We start from the raw sequence: 16,531 nt of genomic DNA on the forward strand, positions 1-16,531 counted from the left end.
TCCTCCTAGCTACTTAATACTTTTATTATATAGGAGAAACCGCCAAACCTCAATAACTTTTAAGCTTCATGAGGAAATTCTAATTTAAAAGCGGTATTTTTTAACGTTTTTTCATAAACCGTCCACAAAACAAAAATCGTCAGCCAAAAAGTGCAGTAGCCAATCACCGTGATATATTGATCCAAACCGCCATAAATCGGCATCTGGCCAAATAAGTAGTCAATCACATCATTATGTAACGTCCAAATCGCAGCAATCGCAAAATGCTGGAACTTAATTCGGTAAAACGGCGCATACACAAACGCCTGAATCGCCATCAAACCATGCGATACGAGCAACATCAAGGAAACCATATCCAGATGTCCCAAATCGATCATATACGCCAAATTCATCCCGACTGCCCACAGCCCATATTTCAACAGACATACAAACGCTAACGCCTCCATCAACGGCCAATGCTTCTTCGCAAGCCACGCCATCAACACAAACACAAAAAACAAAACAGCCGTCGGACTATCCGGCACAAACAGCCAAAAACGCGGCTCCGTAATTTCTAACTGCGGCAAATACCAAATAAACCCGTACACCGCTCCCAGTAAGTTCACTATAAATAACAGCCGCAAAAACGACCGATTCGCTAAATATCGATACATGACTCCCTGCTCCCCCAATCTTCTCATCTTTCTATCATACCAAACTTCGCCTAAAAAAACGAAACAAAAAACGAGTTCGGAACATAACCCAAATAAATCGGCGACAAGCGCTCGCATTCAGGGGATGCGAGCGTTTGTCGCCGATTTGTGTAAAGCAAAATTTTTCATCCTACCCAAAGTAAATGGCCCAGCGATTTTGCTTTATCTTGAGTTTTGTCCCAACCTCGTCACTATTTAACTATATTGTTTAAACTGTTCCATCAACTCTTGGAATCTTGCTTCATCATAATCATCTAGCGCCGCGTCAATTTCGACAAGTAACTTCTCTTTCGAAAAATGAGCCACTGCTGAATCTAAGAACTGGGCTGCTATTTGCTTATCAGAATCTGTGATAAGCAACTCTTGGAATGGGCTATCCTCGCGCACTAACGCATATTGCGGCGAAGTCACTACACCCGGAAAATGCAGCTGAATATATATTTCTTCGTCCCAATTCAAGCGAATATCGTGAAATGCTTTTTCTGGATCACTCGTTACGATATTGCCTTTAAAGAAACGAAACGGCTCATCATCCACACCATGAGAAGTGAGTACAAGTCCACGAGGGCAACCTTCCGCATTATCGACAAAATGAACATATTTCATAATTTGATCGTGCCCTGCAATATAATTAAGAATCCACATAGATTCTCTCATTTTCATTTGATGCTGACTTAATAACCATCTAACAAAGTCCTTTTTATCCTCAATGCTAATCGATGCTTTCATTTCACTCACTCCTTCCCATCAAAATGGGGATCTATTATTCATAATCTAACAAACTTAAAACTTCTTCATCACCAGGCTCAAACGTCAAATACTGCGCCAACACTTGCCCTGACTTCGCAACGTCACCATCTTCTCGCAAGAACAAACCGTATTCTTTTAAGAAAGTAGCATTATTTGCAAAATGCGGATAAGCAAGGTCATAACTTTCTTTTGCTTTATTATAATTATCTAGTTCCTGATATGCAACACTTACGTCCCAGAAAATTTGTGGCTCCGTTAAAATTTCTTGCTCAAGCGACTCTACCAACTCGACAATACCTTCGTAATCGGCTTTTTTCAGCAAAATCTTATTCACTTCCAAAATCGCATCAATGAACTCTGGATCAAGCGCAATCGCCTGACGGAAATAATGTTCCGCATCTTTTACCTGATCATTTTTCCAAGCCAATTTTCCAGCTTCTAAAAATAGTTCTTTATTGAATTCATCTTGTTTCAAACCATCTGCCAATGCTTGTAGCGCCTTGTCTGGTTCGCCATTTTCCTCATAGCTCTTGGCCAAATACGTGTATAGCGTCGTAAATCCAGGATCATGTTCTTTCAAATGTTCCAACGCATGAATCGCCTTCGTGTAATCTTTCGCTTGATAACTCGTCAAACCAAGCCCGAACAACGTATTCACATCTTCTTGTTCCGCTAGCGCCTTCTCATAATACGTAATCGCCTCTTCAAAAGCACCACTGCTCGCTAAACTTTCCGCAATTCGCTCATAAATCTGGCTGCCCGCAAACTCCGTCACGCCCGCATCAAGCACCGCCTGATAACTTTGCACTGCTGACGCAAATCGCGCAGTCGATAAATAAAATTCGCCTAGCGCAAAATCAATCACCGGTTCATTTGGCAATAACGCTTTAGCTTGTTCTAACTTCGCTTCTGTCACCTCATGAAGTCCTTGCATTTGATACAAATCAGCAAGCACAAGTAAACTCTCCGGATACGCGTCGTCTTGTTCATTTACTTGCTCCAAGTATTCCATCGCACCTTCGATATCGTCCTTTTCAATCGCAACTTCTGCGGCGCGAACGAGTAGCTCGCCTTCATCTTTATATTTGGCTAACAATAATTCATATAAATCCTCTGCCTCTTCTAGAAACCCAAGTTGAAATAATTGTTCCGCTAGCCAATATTGTTCTTCATCCGTCCCATCTTGTAATGCTTGTTGGAAATATTTCTGCGCCTCTGGCAAATTTTCTTGCTCCAAAGCCGCTAACATCTGCTCTGCAAATTTCATTGTTCATACTCCTCACATCTATCACATTTCGTAGGCTTATTATAACCAAAAGGTCAAAACAAGTCAAACAGTCTTTCTTATTTTCCTGATTTTACGCCAAACAAAAACGTGTGCTAAGTGCGCACACGCCAAGTCTTTTATTGGTATAAAGAAGCCACATCTTCAAAAAAGCTCGGATACGAAACATTGATTGCTTCTGCCTTTTCTAATGCAACATCCGAATCCGCTAACAAAGCTGCGATTTGTAGCATCATTCCCATGCGATGATCCCCGTAACTTTGAACAGTCGCGCCGTGCAATGTTTGGTTGCCTTCGATAATCATGCCATCGTCGGTCCCAACGAGCGCCACGCCCATTTTGGAAAGTTCCGTGACCACTGCATCAATCCGGTTTGTTTCTTTTACTTTTAGCTCTTCGGCATCTTTAATAACGGTTTGCCCATTCGCTTGCGATGCTAATAGCGCAATGACTGGCAGTTCGTCGATGAGGCGCGGAATAATGTCGCCGCCAATTTCAATGCCTTTTAAATCACTTGTTTCTACAATGACAGTTCCAGCGGGTTCATCCCCTGCCTTACTCGTCTGCTCCACCGTGATTTTGCCGCCCATTTCTTTGACAACATCAATAATACCCGTTCTTGTTGGATTAAGGCCCACATTTTCAAGCCGAATTTTGCTGTTAGGAATAATCAAACCTGCTACAATGAAAAACGCCGCGGAAGAAATATCGCCTGGAACGACAACATTTTGTCCTTGGAATTCTTGACCGCCGTTGACACGAATCGTTAAGCCGTCCGTTGTAATCGCGCCGCCGAATTGACGAATCATCTGCTCGGTATGGTCCCGCGTTTTTTCTTTTTCAATAATTGTTGTTTCCCCGTCTGCTTGAAGTGCCGCAAAAATAATCGCGCTCTTCACTTGGGCACTGGCGACTGGTAGCGTATACGTCATCGGTTGTAGCTTCGTTCCCGTCACTTTCACCGGAGCAAAATTGGCATCTTTCGCTTCAAAAATAGCACCCATTTCGCGTAACGGCAACATCACACGACCCATTGGACGTTTCCCAATCGACGCGTCACCTTCCAACGTGGCATCAAACGGACGTCCCGCTAAAATACCTAACATTAAACGAATCGTCGTCCCCGAATTCCCAACGTCAAGCGTCTCGTCCGGCCGTTTCAATCCGTCCCAACCCGTGCCATGCACCACAATCTTGTCCGGGAATTCCTCAATCCGAACACCTAGCGCGCGAAAAACACCAATCGTACTCAAGCAGTCTTCCCCTTTCAGGAAATTGCTCACCGTCGTTGTCCCGTTCGCTAAAGCACCGAACATAATACTGCGATGCGAAATCGATTTATCTCCAGGAACCCGAATCGTCCCGTTCAACCCTTGCTTATTCGTTACTAACTGCATCGTAATCCTCCCTCAAAAATGACATTGGTAATGGCTATACTTCTCAATACAGCGTTTTGCCCGTTCGCGGTCCTTCTCATTTTGGAACGTAATTTGCAAAATCCCCATAATGTCTTCCCGTGTTTCTAGAATTTTAATATTAATCAAGCTGATTTCTTCCTGCGCCAAAAATCCCGTCACTTCCGAAATCACACCAGGATAATCCGGCACATCAACAAACAAGTCATAAAAAGATGGAATCGCGCCTTCTTGATGCACCGGCAACGAATCCCGAAACTCTTTTGCCGTATCGAAAAAATGATGAATCGCCGTCGCGTCTTCTTTTTCCAACATCGCTAACGCCTCATTCATCCCGTCACGCCAGTTCCCAAGCAATTCGCGCAATGCCTCTTTATTCGAGAGCGAAATATCCGTCCACATCGTCGGATCAGAAGAAGCAATTCGCGTAATATCGCGAAAACCACCTGCCGCCAGTCGAAAAGCCGCTGGATGTTTTTGCGTAAAATCACTCGTCTGATTCACAAGTGCCGCCGCCACAATATGCGGTAAATGGCTAAGCATCCCGGTAATCGTATCATGTTCTTTAGCAGATAACTCCAAGAATTTCGCGTTCGTTCCTTCCAGCCACACCCGTAAGTCGGCCACATGCTTCGGATTCTCCCCCTCACTTGGCGTCAACAAATAATACGCATTCTCAAACAACAACGATTTCGCCGCCGTCACACCGCTCTTATGAGAACCCGCCATCGGATGCCCACCAATAAACACATGTCCTAACGCTTGAACAGCCGTCGCCTGCTCCATCACACGCTGCTTCGTACTACCCGTATCGGTAATAATGACATCCTCCTTCAACACATACGAAGGCAATTCCGCCAAAAAGCGCTCGGTTTGCTGCACCGGACAACAAAAAACAAGTAAATCCGCGCGTGACACGACATCCGCTAAGTTCGTCGTACCTTCATCAATAATACCGAGTGAATCTCCCGATAAAATCGTCTGTTCCGAAATATCAACCCCGATAATATGTGCCTGTGGATGTTTCGCACGAATACAAAGTGCAATCGACCCGCCAATCAGGCCAAGCCCGACAATAACGACTGTTCCTTTCATCTTTCAAAACCCCTTACTTCACTAATTGTTGTAACAACGCGATAACCGCCGCATTATCCGCCTTCGTACCCACTGTAATCCGCACTGCTTTTGGAAAACCTAAAGCCGAACCAGAACGCACAATATAGCCATTCTTCTCTAAATAACGGAAAACTTCATCGGCCGGCAACCCAATATCCACCAAAACAAAATTGCCTTGCGATGGATACACATGCACGCCCGCATTTGCCGCCGCAAAATCCTCATATTGCTTTCTACCCGCCGCATTTCCCTCGCGACAAGAAGCGATAAACGCGTCATCCGTCAACGCGATTTGCGCTAATTTTTGACCGAGTGTTGTTGTATTAAATGGCGGTCTGACGATATTGATTTGGCTAATAACAGCTTGGTTCGCCACACCATAACCAACACGCGAGCTGGCCAAACCGTAAATTTTACTAAAGGTCCGCGTAATAATCAAATTCGGAAATTCATGGATCAAGTGCATATGTTTTTCCGGTTGAGGGACAACGTATTCCGCATACGCCTCATCCAAAACAACTAACACATCACTAGGCACTTGGCGTAAAAAGTGAATGATTTCATCTAGTTCTATGTAATTACCAGACGGATTATTCGGATTGCACAACCAAACAACGCTTGTCGATGCATCGATAGCCGCTAACATTTGTGGTAAGTCATGGTCGCCCGCTTCTGTCAGTGGCACTTCGCGTAGTTCTGCACCTTCAATACACGCATTTTGCCGATATTGTGGGAACGTCGGTGTTGCCATCACCGTGTTTGTCGAAGGAGAAAGCAATGTCCGCGCTATTAAAGCAATCAGCTCGTCCACACCACTCGTGAAAACAAGTTCTTCTTCCTTCACACCATGATACGCCGCGACTTGCGTACGTAATTCCGTCGCCCAGCCATCTGGATAAATTTCTAAATCTATACGAGCGTCTTTCATGAACGCCGCAACTTTTGGTGAAACACCGTGTGGATTTTCATTGGAAGATAGTTTCGTAATTTCCGTTAAACCAAGTTCCGCCATGACTTGTTCTTCGCGTTTACCGGGCTTGTAAGAATGTAGCCCCGTCAATGTTTTTTTCCATTTCATGTTCCCATTCCTCCTACTTCGCCAAATCTGGTCGTAAAACGGTTGCACCTTCTAAATAAATATGCGCGACATCTTGTTGCGCCACATCGCCAACTTCCGCGTTGACCATCAACCGAATACACATCGCAAGCGCACCCGGAACTGGAATTTCCATCACACCCATAATCGGTACAAATTGAAACCCTGCTAGTTCACGAATCGGTTTGGCTGGAAATGCCGCATCAATATCGCTCGTCACCGAAACAATGACCGAGGAAATCGCTTCTGGTTCTAGTTTATTCGCCGTTACTATCTCCTGGAACAAGTCCGCCGAAGCTTTATAAATCGCCTCCGCTGTGTTCGTAGTTACCGTTGTTGCTCCTCTAATTCCTCTAATCATCCTTGCCCCTCCTGACTCACGCGCTTAAACGTCGCTTCAATGACATCATCCGTCACTTTTTGTATCGTAGGCTTGCCGATTTCCTCCAGCAAAACCATCGTTATTTCGTTAAATGTTGTTTTTTTGTCGTGTTTCATATGTTCTAATAGCACATCAAAATCAAGATTGTTCGGCAAATGAACCTCATAGCCTAGCGCCGCCAACCATTTCAATAACGCTTCCTTATCAAAATGAAGACCGAGCAACTGCTCACTCATATCCAGCGCGTAAATCATGCCAAACGTAATCGACTCACCGTGAAGCCACTTACCGAATGCGCCGTAAGCCTCCATCGCATGACCAAACGTATGACCAAAATTAAGAAATGCTCGAATACCTTGCTCCGTCTCATCTTGCGAAACAATCTCCGCCTTAATCGCAATCCCTCGCGCCAAGTACGGCGTCAAGTCCACCTCATATAAATCACGCGGTGTCTTGTACGTCTCCATCAATTCCACAAGCATAGCCGGATCGCGAATAAGCGCATGTTTCACTAATTCTGCAAAACCAGACCGCATTTCCCGCTCCGACAATGTGCCGAATAAAGACGTATCATAAATCACAGCTTCCGGTTGATAAAAATTCCCGACCATATTTTTGCCTAGCGGATGATTAATCGCAACTTTCCCGCCAACCGCACTATCATGCGCCAGCACCGTCGTTGGAATTTGATAAAACGCTATGCCTCGCATATACGTCGCAGCCACAAAACCGCCCAAGTCCCCAATCACGCCACCACCAAAAGCGACCAAAACCGATTTACGATCCAGCCCAGCCTCAATCGCTTTTGTCATCGCATCCTCATAAACCGCAAATGTCTTCGCCTCCTCGCCTGCAGGTGTCACATAATAAGACACCTTTTCAAGCGGGGCAAGCAGTTCATCCAATTTATTCAAATGCGCTTTCGCAACATTCACATCCGTCATCACAAACACTTGTGAAAAACGGCCAAGTTCTGCCACTAAGTTGTCCGCCTGTTCATGAAGCGCGTTTTTACTAATATAAACCGGGTATACTTTATCTTTCGTCGTCACTGTGATTTCTGCCATCTTTAAAACTCCTTCGTCATAGCACGATGTTCCTCCACATGCGCGCGAAGCACATCAAAACGATCGCTATCAAATTTATCTAAAACGGCTTGTGCGACTTCCCAAGCAACAACGGCTTCAGCAACAACACTCGCTGCAGGAACCGCGCAACTATCCGAACGCTCCACACTCGCATTAAAAACTTCCTTCGAATCAATGTCCACACTTTGTAATGGCTTATACAGCGTCGGAATCGGCTTCATGACACCACGAACAACGATTGGCATCCCGTTCGTCATCCCGCCTTCAAAACCACCCAAATTATTCGTCCGTCTCGTATAACCGTCTTCTTCGGACCATAAAATTTCATCCATCACTTCACTACCAGGCTTGCGTGCCGCCTCAAAACCAACACCAAACTCAGCGCCTTTAAACGCATTAATACTTACGATGGCTTGCGCAATTTTGGCATCCAATTTGCGATCCCATTGCACGTAACTGCCAAGTCCCGCTGGTACACCACCAACAACGACTTCCACAATCCCACCGATCGTATCGCCATTTTTCTTCGCGTCATCGATTTTTTGCTTCATTTCTTCTTCTTTTGCCGTATCTAAACAACGTACTGACGATGCTTCTGAGATTTCTTGAATTTCTTTAATCGAGTAATCCCGCGTCAATTCAGCGCGAACACCACCGATTTCAAGCACATGTCCTGCCACCTCAATACCAAGTTCCGCAAGCAACTTCTTCGCAATCGCGCCCGCTGCCACACGCACCGTTGTTTCACGAGCCGAAGAACGCTCTAACACATTTCGCATATCACGATGTCCGTATTTCATGCCGCCAATCAAATCCGCGTGGCCTGGACGTGGACGAGAAACTCTGCGCGACGCCTCGTTTTTCTCAGGAACAGGCTCAATGCTCATTACCATTTCCCATTTCTTCCAATCTTTATTCTCCACAAAAATAGCAACAGGCGAACCCATCGTTTTCCCGTGACGAATCCCTGCTGAAATCTGCGCGCGATCCGTCTCAATCCGCATTCTAGCGCCGCGACCGTGACCGCCTTGACGTCTTGTCAATTCTTTATTAATATCTTCCGCTAAAAGAGGCATCCCTGCTGGCAATCCCTCAATAATTGTCGTAAGGCCTGGGCCATGCGATTCTCCCGCTGTTAAGTATCTCATCTTCTCTACTCCCTTTCCATTTTTCAATCTATTAAAAACTAAAAATAATTTAGCGCTTTAAAGTGTATTTGTAATATCATATCATAATTCCAACCCGACGTAAACAAGAAAATGACGAAAGCACACGAGAATTCCCCATGTGCCTCCTATTCCTTATCCAGTTTATAACCAAACATCGATGGCTTTCTCATACGAAATCAATTCCTCTTCCTTGAAAAAAAGACCGATTTCCCGTTGCGCACTTTCCGGCGAATCCGAACCGTGAATCACATTCCGATTCATATGTACCGCCAAATCCCCGCGCATCGATCCTTGCTCTGCTTCTAACGGATTTGTTTTTCCCATCATATGACGCGCAAGCGAAATCGCCTCATCACCTTCCCAAACCATTGCAAAAACTGGCCCAGACGTGATAAAAGCTAATAAATCCGGAAAAAATGCTTTGCCGACATGCTCCGCATAATGTTGTTTTGCGAGCTCCTCATCAATTTGCATGAATTTAGCGCCGACCAATTTCAGTCCTTTTTTCTCCAAGCGGCCCACAATTTCACCGATAAGCCCGCGCTGTACACCATCTGGTTTTACCATTAAATACGTTTTCTCCATAGCTCATGCCTCCCTAGTATTTTCGTTTATCTAAAAACTGCACGATTTGTTTCAACGGTTTTAATTCTTTTGAAGGCGGGAATTCGTCTAAAATGCCGATTGCCTTTTGTAAATAGGTCTCGGCGATTGCTTCTGATTTAGCGATAGCTCCCGATGCCTTAATTGCCTCAATGAACGGCGCCATGTCTTCTTTCGTCGTCGTTTCTGAAATCTGACGAAGCTTCGCGCGAAACGCCTTGTCCTCCATTGCAAAAAAGACAGGCAACGTTACATTACCTTGGCGCAAGTCTTCTCCAGCAGGTTTACCGAGCGTTTTCTCCGATCCAGTAAAATCCAAGACATCATCGGTAATCTGGAAAGACATTCCCACATAATAACCGAATAAGAAAAGTTTGCGATGTAGCTTTGGATCAAGCTGAGCCACAATACCGCCAAGTTCACAACTAGCCGCAATCAATAATGCCGTTTTACGCTTAATGCGGCGCAAATACGTCCTCACATTTTGCTCAAAATCGTATTTTGCACGCAATTGCTCAATTTCACCAACAGCAAGTTCAACCGTTACTTTCGAAAGCACTTGATGCGCCTCTAAATTAGAAATTTTGGTCATGTATTCGAGTGATTTGGCAAATAGAAAATCACCGGTATACATAGCCACATGGTTGCCCCACTTCGATTTTATCGTTGGTAAGCCGCGCCGGACATCCGCATCATCCACCACATCATCATGAACAATGGAGGCCATATGTATTAACTCTACCGCGACAGCCGCCTGCTCCACTTGATTCCACTGAAAGTTGCCAAGTCGTGCCGTTAAGCAAACAAAAATCGGTCGAATCCGCTTGCCGCCAGCATTGAGCAATTGTAACGCAGCTTCTTCAACTAGCGGTGCTTGTTCGGATTTCACAGCAAGTCGCAACTCTTCCTCGATTGCCGCTACATCCGCTTGAATATTAGAATATAGAAAATTAAGTTTCATCTGCCCCACCTATTGTTCCTTCTTTTTATACCCAAAATGCGTCGCGCTTGCCCCACCACTATGTGGAACATAACGAACATGGTCAAATCCAGCCTCTTGAAACATATCTGCCAATTTCTTCATACCTGGGAAACTACGCGTTGATTCTTCTAACCACGCATACTCTTCATAACTTTTCGCAAAAAGTTTACCCATTAATGGCATCATATGGCGGAAATAAAAGAAGAACAACTGATTGTAACCCGGAATCGTTGGCGTGGACGTATCTAAACACGTGAGCAAGCCACCCGGTTTTAACACACGATACATCTCTTGCAACACCGTCATATAATCCGGCACATTACGCAACCCAAAACCAATTGTCACATAATCAAAAGAATCATCAGCAAACGGCAATTCCATCGCATTTCCGTGCATTAATACAATGTTATTCAGTCCCGTATTGGCAACTTTCTCTTTCCCTACTTCTAACATGTTCTCGCTGAAATCAAGCCCAATAACCGAACCAGACTCCCCTACAGCCTCCGCCATAGTAATCGTCCAATCCGCCGTGCCACAACAAACATCAAGCGCTGATGTACCTTCTCTCACACGCATTAATTCCATTGTTTTCTTACGCCATTTTGCGTGTAATCGGAAGCTAATCAAGCTATTCATTCGGTCATAACTCGGAGAAATTTTTTCAAATACGTTGTGCACTTTTTCTTCTTTCGTTTCGATCATTTTATCATTTCTCCTTATTGTCCGAGTAGCTCTTGCAACCGTTTCTCTGTCATTTCAGAAATCGCAAGCCCGTCCTTATTTGCCTTTATTTCCGTTTTTACTGTAACAATCAAATCTTCTAACCATGTCGCAAAATCAGCCTGTGCGTTCATTGCCATATAGCCATGCTCATACGCCGTTTTGAATAAAGATTCATTCTTTTTAAGCCACTTCTTGCGCTCTTCTAATAAATACGTCAACAAAATCGTGTATGCGCCAACTTGCACAAATGTTTCGCTACAACCAAAATGCGACGCAAATTTCTCGAAAATCGCGGTTTTGGATTTCACTAAATGCGCTAAATAATCCTCGTCACCCGTAATATGCAGCTGATACAAGTTCACCTTCGCCTCATTCGTCTCCTGCACCCCGCGCTGTAAAGATGCCAACAAATCAATCATGCCAAACTCGGCAAGCGTGCGGTAATACAAACTACTATAAAAATCGCCCGCAAGCACCGTCAACTGTCTTTCCTGCGACGTTTGCCGTGTGCGGTCGGTCACTTCATCAATGCCATCATGCGTATCATGCGCTAAAATAACATATAGTGTTGCGCCAATCACTTGGTTAGCTACAACATCATCCACATCCGTTCCTCTAATCGCCTCATGTAGCCACAACATCTGATCTTTATCCACTTCTGGTCCTTCAAAGTTCTCCCCAAGAAATCGATACGTCGTCCGATCTAAGACAAGTGCCTCTACCTGCTTTAACTGCGCTACGCCACCTTGATAACTCATTGACAAAATCCCCTTCAAATCTTGTTTATCACATACTCTAAATTATAGCATAATCGTTACAAAAACTGCTATATCTACTCGTTCATTAGTTTTTAATTAATGCCATCACTTCGCTGCGTAGTTTATCATCATTTCTAAAAGCACCGCGAACAGCACTTGTCACTGTTTTGGCACCAGGTTTATTCACACCACGAATTGTCATACACATATGTTCTGCTTCTACAATGACCATGACGCCAAGCGGTTTTAATTTGTCCATCATAATTTCGGCTACTGTCGTTGTGATTCGTTCTTGTAGCTGCGGACGTTTACTCACATCATCCACGACACGCGCAAGCTTACTAAGCCCAGCAACGCGACCATTTTGCGGTAAATAAGCAACATGCGCCACTCCGAAAAACGGTACTAAATGGTGTTCACACATCGATGAGAAGCGAATATCTTTGACTAGCACTAGTTCTTCATGTTGTTCTTCAAATACGGTATTAAAATGGACCGATGGATCTTTTTTTAGTCCAGAAAATACTTCTTCGTACATTCTTGCTACGCGCATCGGTGTATCTAACAAGCCTTCGCGCTCTGGATTCTCACCGACTGCTTCTAGTATAACTTTTACTGCATCTGCTATTTTTTGTTTATCTATTTGCTCCATTATTATTCCCCTTTACAAACCCGTTATAACCTACCTCGCTATTTTAACATAGGTAGGATATGAGGTAAATGTTAATTGCTTGGAGATTGGTCGTTTGGCTGGATAAATTCAAGATGTGACACCTGCTTCTATAAAATGAACCGCAGAATCATCCCAATATTTTTTGTAAACGGGACTCGTTTGGTCAGCCAGATTTAGTTGGTACATGCGGAATGTGACAAGTTGGTCTTTTGGTTGCCATTGTTCTTCATAGGAGTATTGGTAGTGCATGCCGAGTTGAATCATTACACCGCCGCTTCGAGGGTTGTTTCGGTCGTGTGTCGCCGTGACGAACGGGATGCCGTCTTTTTTTGCTTGTTCAAGAATGGCTTTGCCGGCTTCTGTTACGATACCTTGATGCCAAAATGCTTTGGTGAGGCCGTAGCCTAAGTCGTGGCTGTCGTTCATGCTGATGTTTATGTAGCCAATTGGGATGTTGTCTTCTTTTAGACAAATCGCGTATTGGTAGGCTTGCTTTTGTTTGTAGGCAGCGGCGTATTGGTTTTCCCAGTAGGTTTTGGCGTCTGTGAGGTTTTTTAAGGGGGACATTGGTAGGAATTTGTTTACTTCTTTGTCGCTGTGTATGTTTAGTAAGGCTGGTAGGTCGGATTGGGTGAATTTTCTTAGTGTTAGTCTGTTGGTTTGGAGGGGTGGGGTGTTTTGGATGGTCATTGGATTATCACCTCGGTTGGGATTTTGGTTGGTGCTGGGGGTATTTTCGTTTGGCATTTGAAAAGGTGTAGCAATAGATTAAACCCATGGATTAACCCATCGCTTCGCTCACGCTTATATTGGTGGCGTAATTCATTGCATTCAAACGCCACCAACAACAAAAAAAGAGCCCAAAGACTCTTTTTCCGTGCTTAAAAAGTGTATGTAATTATTTAACAGCTTCTTTAAGCGCTTTACCTGGTTTGAACGCAGGAACTTTGCTTGCAGGAATGTCGATCTCTTCCTTTGTACGTGGGTTGCGTCCTTTACGAGCAGCACGTTCACGTACTTCAAAGTTACCAAATCCGATCAATTGAACTTTTTCACCTTTAGATAAAGAAGTTTGGATAGTTTCAAAAACAGCTTCTACAGCTTTAGCAGCGTCTTTTTTAGAAAGATCTGCAAGCTCAGCTACGCTATTTACTAAATCAGTTTTGTTTGCCATTGTGTTTCACCTCCTTAAGAGAATAATACCAAGTGTTCAGGTCTTAGCTAACACTTCGCTATTCATTTTCCAAAATAAGCTAAACTTCTATGGAAATTCTCAGAAGAATTTCGGCTGGAATGGCATTTTACTGCCGTTTCAGTGATTCTGTTAAAAGATTATCACATTCTTCTTACAACTGCAAGGATTTAGAAGCGAAAGATAAAAAATTTCACGAACTTTTTTTCTTAAATCTTCTTAGTCCTAGTTGCACAAACGTGATTATATCAAGCTGTTAAGCATAATACTAACGCGAGAGTCCTATAATAGCAAGTAAAAACACGCCAAATAGCAAAAATAGTTCAAATTCCTTAAAAAAAACGCCGAAATCTGCTCCTTTGCCTGACAACTCTAGGTTTCAACTACTATTATCCTTCTAACATCATAGTTTGGAATTTTGCTTTTTCTGACGGGGTAATTCCGATTCCTTTTTCGAGATACGCGTCCACAGAACCGTATTCTTTTTGCATTTCATCGAAGGCGATTTCTAAATAGGCAGGTCGTGCTTCGGCCATCGGTCTGAAATTTTCTAAATCGATTTTTTTCTCGCTGTTGGAGAAGGCATTGACTAGCCCTTGCATTTCGCCTAGTATATTGTCGGCATATTGGTTTGTAAGCTCGTAATCCGCCAAAATCGTATTTTCAGGTATATCTAGTAATTTTAATAAAAGTGCGCCTAAAACGCCTGTACGGTCTTTTCCCGCGGTGCAATGAAATAGGAATGGCACTTCTTCTTTTTCGATGATGTCATTAAAAATCTCGCGGAAACCATCTTTGGACTGTACAAAAACGCGGTAACTCTCGCCCATCAATGGTTCATAGACGCGATGATCATCCGGAATATCGATTTTTTGTGATTCTGTAGATTCGTTTTTTGCAGTGCCGATTGGGATGTGCCGATTTTTGATGTGAGCTAGGGCTGGTGTCGGTTTGGCTGCGATTTCTGATGTACTGCGTAGGTCACAAATCCAACTCACGCCTAATTTTTCAAGTGTGTCTTTATCATTTTCGGTAATGTTGGTGAGCAGCGAAGATCGGTACAGCTTGCCCCACTTCACCGTTTTTCCAGCTGTATTGACATAGCCGCCTAAGTCGCGGAAATTAAAGCATCCTTCTAGCGGAATAGTCCGTTCGCCAATAACCGTATGCGTGCCATCGGGGTGCTGAATAATGAAAAATACTGGTGTGTCATCGGTTACAAGTACAAGCTTTGTTTCCTGATCCACAACGAGTAATTGTTTTTTCGAACTAGTAGGTGTTGCCGTATTGCTTTGAAAAATAATCGTACCTGCCAAAATATCCGTCGGCGACCAAGTCAATGTTAGCTGGTTGCCATGGCGATTTGTTTGTATCATATCTTTCCCTCCAAATCGTAATCTTTTCCTCTCCATCCTAGCACAAATCCAACCAAAAAACCTCTTACAGCCTAAGCCATAACAGGTTCTCGTTTTAGTATTCTTCTTTTTCGAGCTTCCGGTCGCGACCCATTAGGCGGTCAACGGCGGTTTGTGGATTTTCATCTTCGAACAAGACTTTGTAAATCGCTTCGGTGATTGGCATGTCGATTTGTAATTTTTGCGCCCATTGGTGAACGGCTTTGGCTGTGCGAACACCTTCGACAACCATTCCCATGTTCTCCAATACTTTGTCCAAGCTTTCGCCTTTACCAAGCATGTTCCCAGCGCGCCAATTTCGTGAATGGACACTCGTACAAGTGACGATTAAATCGCCAATACCTGTCAACCCGTAAAATGTTTGTGGATCAGCACCAGCCGTTACACCAAGTCGTGTAATTTCAGCCATACCACGCGTCATTAGCGCCGCCTTAGCATTGTCGCCATAACCAAGGCCGTCCGTAATACCAGCGCCAAGTGCGATAATATTTTTCAAAGCGCCACCGATTTCAGCTCCGATGACATCTTCGTTTGTATAAATACGCAAATTGTTGTTTAAAAAGGCATCTTGAACGATTTCCGCTGCTTCCAAATCTTTGCAACTCGCACAAAGCGTTGTCGGATGGTGACGAACAACTTCTTCTGCGTGACTCGGACCAGAAAGCACAACTAAAGCAGAACGTTTTTCAGGCGCTACTTCTTCTTCAATCACTTGCGTCATGCGTAAATTCGTATCAGGTTCAATACCTTTACTTACGTGTACAAGCAGTGTAGGCTCTTTTAAAGCATCATTTAATTGACTGCAAACAATTCTCATCGCGCTCGTCGGAATCGCAATAACGACCATCTGCGCGCCTTCTAAAGCTTCCTCTAACACAAGCGTTGCCCGCATCTTCGGAGAAAGCTCCATATCAGGAAGATAATGTTGATTGGTATGCTTCGTATTCAGTTCATCCACAACCTCCGGATGATTCCCCCAAATAACAACATCATGCCCATTCTCAATCAAAACCAACGCCAAACCAGTGCCCCAACTACCCGCACCAAGCACAGCAATCTTCTGTTTCTTCGTCATCAAACTCGCCCCTTTACTATTAAAAATTATGAGAGAACGTATAAATTAAGTTAAAACCTCTATCCTCAATATTTTCGCGTAAGACGTAAAATCCCGCTTTACACAAATCGAGCGAAA

18 protein-coding genes are annotated in these 16,531 nt (G+C 44.0%); all 18 read right to left on the bottom strand.

What is annotated here, in order from left to right:
- Positions 1 to 59: 59 nt before the first annotated feature.
- The gene (gene lhaT / locus EP57_RS08485; protein ID WP_036085832.1) at positions 60 to 653 is read right to left on the bottom strand and encodes a lipoprotein heptaprenylglyceryl N-acetyltransferase LhaT; all 594 of its coding nucleotides are present in this window, start codon (positions 651 to 653) and stop codon (positions 60 to 62) included.
- 234 nt (positions 654 to 887) lie between these two features.
- Entirely contained in the window at positions 888 to 1,421 is a 534-nt protein-coding gene (locus tag EP57_RS08490) for a ReoY family proteolytic degradation factor (protein WP_036085833.1), read from the bottom strand.
- 34 nt (positions 1,422 to 1,455) lie between these two features.
- Complete coding sequence (locus tag EP57_RS08495; RefSeq protein ID WP_036085834.1) at positions 1,456 to 2,709, bottom strand: tetratricopeptide repeat protein; 1,254 nt, start codon at positions 2,707 to 2,709, stop codon at positions 1,456 to 1,458.
- Positions 2,710 to 2,846: 137 nt separating this feature from the next.
- Positions 2,847 to 4,124 carry a 3-phosphoshikimate 1-carboxyvinyltransferase gene (gene aroA / locus EP57_RS08500; RefSeq protein ID WP_036085835.1) on the bottom strand — a complete coding sequence of 426 codons (1,278 nt, stop codon included), beginning with the start codon at positions 4,122 to 4,124 and terminating at the stop codon, positions 2,847 to 2,849.
- A 12-nt stretch (positions 4,125 to 4,136) separates the two neighbouring features.
- Positions 4,137 to 5,237 carry a prephenate dehydrogenase gene (locus tag EP57_RS08505; RefSeq protein ID WP_036085837.1) on the bottom strand — a complete coding sequence of 367 codons (1,101 nt, stop codon included), beginning with the start codon at positions 5,235 to 5,237 and terminating at the stop codon, positions 4,137 to 4,139.
- Positions 5,238 to 5,250: 13 nt separating this feature from the next.
- On the bottom strand, positions 5,251 to 6,336 hold the full coding sequence (hisC, locus tag EP57_RS08510) for a histidinol-phosphate transaminase (RefSeq protein WP_036085838.1): 1,086 nt from the start codon (positions 6,334 to 6,336) through the stop codon (positions 5,251 to 5,253).
- Between the two features lie 13 nt (positions 6,337 to 6,349).
- Positions 6,350 to 6,712, bottom strand: a complete 363-nt coding sequence (gene aroH / locus EP57_RS08515) for a chorismate mutase (protein ID WP_230910707.1) — start codon at positions 6,710 to 6,712, stop codon at positions 6,350 to 6,352.
- A complete protein-coding gene (gene aroB / locus EP57_RS08520) occupies positions 6,712 to 7,803 on the bottom strand; it encodes a 3-dehydroquinate synthase (protein WP_036085840.1) in 1,092 nt (363 codons plus the stop codon). Before aroB ends, aroH begins: the two co-directional genes overlap by 1 nt.
- Positions 7,804 to 7,805: 2 nt before the next feature.
- The gene (gene aroC / locus EP57_RS08525) at positions 7,806 to 8,972 is read right to left on the bottom strand and encodes a chorismate synthase (protein ID WP_036085841.1); all 1,167 of its coding nucleotides are present in this window, start codon (positions 8,970 to 8,972) and stop codon (positions 7,806 to 7,808) included.
- A gap of 162 nt (positions 8,973 to 9,134) precedes the next feature.
- Positions 9,135 to 9,578 (bottom strand): nucleoside-diphosphate kinase, encoded by a 444-nt coding sequence (ndk, locus tag EP57_RS08530; RefSeq protein WP_036085842.1) that lies wholly within the window; start codon positions 9,576 to 9,578, stop codon positions 9,135 to 9,137.
- 13 nt (positions 9,579 to 9,591) lie between these two features.
- Positions 9,592 to 10,557: a heptaprenyl diphosphate synthase component II gene (gene hepT, locus EP57_RS08535; RefSeq protein WP_036086190.1), complete on the bottom strand. Its 966-nt coding sequence runs from the start codon at positions 10,555 to 10,557 to the stop codon at positions 9,592 to 9,594.
- 9 nt (positions 10,558 to 10,566) lie between these two features.
- Entirely contained in the window at positions 10,567 to 11,280 is a 714-nt protein-coding gene (menG, locus tag EP57_RS08540; RefSeq protein WP_036085843.1) for a demethylmenaquinone methyltransferase, read from the bottom strand.
- Between the two features lie 14 nt (positions 11,281 to 11,294).
- Entirely contained in the window at positions 11,295 to 12,059 is a 765-nt protein-coding gene (locus EP57_RS08545; RefSeq protein ID WP_036085845.1) for a heptaprenyl diphosphate synthase component 1, read from the bottom strand.
- An 85-nt stretch (positions 12,060 to 12,144) separates the two neighbouring features.
- Positions 12,145 to 12,711, bottom strand: a complete 567-nt coding sequence (folE, locus tag EP57_RS08550; RefSeq protein ID WP_036085846.1) for a GTP cyclohydrolase I FolE — start codon at positions 12,709 to 12,711, stop codon at positions 12,145 to 12,147.
- Positions 12,712 to 12,819: 108 nt separating this feature from the next.
- Positions 12,820 to 13,422: a GNAT family N-acetyltransferase gene (locus tag EP57_RS08555; protein ID WP_036085847.1), complete on the bottom strand. Its 603-nt coding sequence runs from the start codon at positions 13,420 to 13,422 to the stop codon at positions 12,820 to 12,822.
- Positions 13,423 to 13,630: 208 nt separating this feature from the next.
- The gene (locus EP57_RS08560; protein WP_003720260.1) at positions 13,631 to 13,906 is read right to left on the bottom strand and encodes an HU family DNA-binding protein; all 276 of its coding nucleotides are present in this window, start codon (positions 13,904 to 13,906) and stop codon (positions 13,631 to 13,633) included.
- Positions 13,907 to 14,313: 407 nt separating this feature from the next.
- A complete protein-coding gene (locus EP57_RS08565) occupies positions 14,314 to 15,297 on the bottom strand; it encodes a tyrosine-protein phosphatase (RefSeq protein ID WP_376700987.1) in 984 nt (327 codons plus the stop codon).
- A gap of 97 nt (positions 15,298 to 15,394) precedes the next feature.
- Positions 15,395 to 16,414 carry an NAD(P)H-dependent glycerol-3-phosphate dehydrogenase gene (locus EP57_RS08570; protein WP_036085849.1) on the bottom strand — a complete coding sequence of 340 codons (1,020 nt, stop codon included), beginning with the start codon at positions 16,412 to 16,414 and terminating at the stop codon, positions 15,395 to 15,397.
- Positions 16,415 to 16,531: the final 117 nt, after the last annotated feature.

The organism is Listeria booriae (assembly GCF_000766865.1).
In the GTDB taxonomy this organism is placed as follows: domain Bacteria; phylum Bacillota; class Bacilli; order Lactobacillales; family Listeriaceae; genus Listeria_A; species Listeria_A booriae.

What these genes read in the sequence shown, in the direction of transcription:
- EP57_RS08570 (WP_036085849.1), bottom strand. Translation starts at nt 16,414, where the DNA reads ATGACGAAGAAACAGAAGATTGCTGTGCTTGGTGCGGGTAGTTGGGGC.
- aroB (WP_036085840.1), bottom strand. Translation starts at nt 7,803, where the DNA reads ATGGCAGAAATCACAGTGACGACGAAAGATAAAGTATACCCGGTTTAT.
- EP57_RS08505 (WP_036085837.1), bottom strand. Translation starts at nt 5,237, where the DNA reads ATGAAAGGAACAGTCGTTATTGTCGGGCTTGGCCTGATTGGCGGGTCG.
- EP57_RS08545 (WP_036085845.1), bottom strand. Translation starts at nt 12,059, where the DNA reads ATGAGTTATCAAGGTGGCGTAGCGCAGTTAAAGCAGGTAGAGGCACTT.
- aroA (WP_036085835.1), bottom strand. Translation starts at nt 4,124, where the DNA reads ATGCAGTTAGTAACGAATAAGCAAGGGTTGAACGGGACGATTCGGGTT.
- EP57_RS08495 (WP_036085834.1), bottom strand. Translation starts at nt 2,709, where the DNA reads ATGAAATTTGCAGAGCAGATGTTAGCGGCTTTGGAGCAAGAAAATTTG.
- hisC (WP_036085838.1), bottom strand. Translation starts at nt 6,336, where the DNA reads ATGAAATGGAAAAAAACATTGACGGGGCTACATTCTTACAAGCCCGGT.
- EP57_RS08490 (WP_036085833.1), bottom strand. Translation starts at nt 1,421, where the DNA reads ATGAAAGCATCGATTAGCATTGAGGATAAAAAGGACTTTGTTAGATGG.
- lhaT (WP_036085832.1), bottom strand. Translation starts at nt 653, where the DNA reads ATGTATCGATATTTAGCGAATCGGTCGTTTTTGCGGCTGTTATTTATA.
- EP57_RS08560 (WP_003720260.1), bottom strand. Translation starts at nt 13,906, where the DNA reads ATGGCAAACAAAACTGATTTAGTAAATAGCGTAGCTGAGCTTGCAGAT.
- EP57_RS08555 (WP_036085847.1), bottom strand. Translation starts at nt 13,422, where the DNA reads ATGACCATCCAAAACACCCCACCCCTCCAAACCAACAGACTAACACTA.
- folE (WP_036085846.1), bottom strand. Translation starts at nt 12,711, where the DNA reads ATGGAGCAAATAGATAAACAAAAAATAGCAGATGCAGTAAAAGTTATA.
- ndk (WP_036085842.1), bottom strand. Translation starts at nt 9,578, where the DNA reads ATGGAGAAAACGTATTTAATGGTAAAACCAGATGGTGTACAGCGCGGG.
- aroC (WP_036085841.1), bottom strand. Translation starts at nt 8,972, where the DNA reads ATGAGATACTTAACAGCGGGAGAATCGCATGGCCCAGGCCTTACGACA.
- hepT (WP_036086190.1), bottom strand. Translation starts at nt 10,557, where the DNA reads ATGAAACTTAATTTTCTATATTCTAATATTCAAGCGGATGTAGCGGCA.
- menG (WP_036085843.1), bottom strand. Translation starts at nt 11,280, where the DNA reads ATGATCGAAACGAAAGAAGAAAAAGTGCACAACGTATTTGAAAAAATT.